3 protein-coding genes are annotated in these 2,040 nt (G+C 68.4%); all 3 read right to left on the bottom strand.

The features are described from left to right. Positions 1 to 128: 128 nt before the first annotated feature. Complete coding sequence (locus B7W94_RS17720) at positions 129 to 590, bottom strand: hypothetical protein (RefSeq protein ID WP_005051901.1); 462 nt, start codon at positions 588 to 590, stop codon at positions 129 to 131. 281 nt (positions 591 to 871) lie between these two features. Beyond that, on the bottom strand, positions 872 to 1,321 hold the full coding sequence (locus tag B7W94_RS17710; protein WP_062633397.1) for a hypothetical protein: 450 nt from the start codon (positions 1,319 to 1,321) through the stop codon (positions 872 to 874). Between the two features lie 11 nt (positions 1,322 to 1,332). Next, positions 1,333 to 2,040: hypothetical protein (locus B7W94_RS18190; RefSeq protein WP_216353906.1), on the bottom strand; the 708-nt coding region annotated here is incomplete at its 5' end.

Raw genomic sequence — 2,040 nt, 5'->3', positions numbered from 1 at the left:
GGTGTGGATTGTGCGGCAGGGGATGAGCGCGGGGCACGCTGCAGTGCGGCATCCGCKGCGGTACCCGTCCGGGGTGCCGTGCGGGAAGCWGTCGTCGAGCAGGTCGAGGGTGGACATCACGTTCGGCCTCAGTAGCGCAGGAGCTTCGCGGTGACGAGCGACAACAGCGCCGCCCGTTGCGGAGAGTTGAGGCGGGAGAAGTGCGCGCCCAGGGTGTCCAGTGCTGCGGTGAACTCGGCAGGCAGCCCGTCGAGATCCCGCTTGACGCGCCGCTCGTTCGCGTCGCGCTGCGCCTCGGCCTGATCGGTCACACGCCACTCGTCGGTGGCCGCGCGGTCGGCATAGGCGCCCGTGATCCGTGGCGCATGCAGCCCGCGGGTGTAGAGCGAGTTCGGCTCGTCGATCGGGCGAGTGATCGTGATGATCGCGCCGACCGGCGCCGACGTGTACGGCTTGTACGAGCCGAGCTCCTTGTCGGAGATCTCGCCGTCGACGAGCGTGCGGTACCAGTGCGCGAGCTTGCCATTGCCCGCCTGCCTGCGCCCGACGTAGACGACATCCTCAGTGACGGTCTCTGCCGATTCGCTCATGGGCGATCTCCTCAATCAATCAGAAAGTAGTGAATGTGACATTCACTGATACTAGAGAGGTTGCAGCGTTCTCGCAACCGTCGTCGTCGTCGTCGCCGAAAGTCGAGAGCGCTGCCTGTCGGCGGGCACGGTGCGCATGGGCTCATCACGAGGCGCTTCGATCTCGAAGCCGCACGCGCCGCAGCTGTGCAGTCCGACGCCATCGACGTCGTCGGATGGGATGTACATGGTGGTGGGCTCTTCGCACATCAGGCAGCGCATGGTGATCTCCGATCGTGTGGTCAGGCGGTAGCCGCCGGGGTGATCTGCTCGACGGTGGCTGAGTAGCCGCGGTGGGAACCCCAGGCGGCGGCGATGCGGTCGGCGACGTCGCGGTCTTCGCCGAGGTAGGGGCGGTATCGCTTGCCTCGCGGGTCGGTGATGACGACCTGGACGACGCCGGAGGGCTCGCGCACGGTGACTCGGGCAGCAGGGATTGGGTGGGCGTGGACGCGGCCGGCGATGATGAAGGTCGGGTACAGATCGCGTGCGAGCTCGGGGGAGCGGAACACGTCGTGGACCCATGCCGTGATGGCGATCGCGCCGGCAGGACTGAACCCGATGAGGCGGGCGGGGAGCTGCTCGAGCCCGGAGCGGACGAAGTAGTGCTCGTCGACGAGTATCGGCGCCGGCGGATGCAGAGACCGCTCGTCGTGGGCGGGGTAGATCGTCAGGCTGGTGCGGCTGTTCATGAGGCGCTCGTTCATGCGGTGCGGCGGATGCCTACGGCGATGATGTGCGCCTTGGTGGGACGGGAGTAGAAGCCGAAGCTGTCGTCGTCGTCCGAGGCGGAGACGGTTGCGGTGAATGCGACGACGTCGCCGCGCGTCGCGGAGGAGATCTCGGAGGGCTTGGTGCCCCACACGCGCCAGCCTTCGCCCTGGACGAGGATCTTGACGGTGATGCCCCACTGGGTGTCGGTGGTCTTGGTTGCGAGGATCTCACCCTGGATGAGGGTGCGTCCCGTGGGGACGGGGCGGCGCGCTGCCAGCTCGCGCTCGAGCTGCTCGAGCAGCTCGTGGGCAGTGCGGACCTCATCGGCGTCGAGGGTGCCGGTGGAGTCCTCGAGCGAGTCGAGGAGGTAGCCGATCTTCTCGCGCAGCGGGTTGCCCTCCCGGATGCTCAGATGAGCTTCGGTGAGCTGGTCGCGCAGGCCGGGGTGCTCGGCCTCGAAGGCAGCGCGACGGGCGGTGATCGCGCGCGTCGTGTCGATGTGCTCGGCGTGCGCCTTCGCGTGGGCGCGGGCGGTGGCGCGAGCGCTGCTGACGAGCCGGCTGCGAGTGCCGGTGCCGTGGCAGTCGAAGCAGATCGGGCGACCGTGGCCATCGGTGAAGGGGGTGGGCCCGGTGTACAGGCCGGTGCCGATGCACTTGCCGCAGGTGTCGGTGATCCGCTCGGAGCCCTTGCGGCC

It is taken from the genome of Microbacterium sp. LEMMJ01 (genome assembly GCF_002114135.1).
GTDB lineage: Bacteria > Actinomycetota > Actinomycetes > Actinomycetales > Microbacteriaceae > Microbacterium.
The sequence above is the reverse complement of the archived record's forward strand: the minus strand, read 5'-3'. Positions and strand labels throughout refer to the sequence as shown.

Coding starts and splice junctions, on each gene's coding strand:
- B7W94_RS17720 (WP_005051901.1), bottom strand. CDS start 590: ATGAGCGAATCGGCAGAGACCGTCACTGAGGATGTCGTCTACGTCGGG.
- B7W94_RS17710 (WP_062633397.1), bottom strand. CDS start 1,321: ATGAACAGCCGCACCAGCCTGACGATCTACCCCGCCCACGACGAGCGG.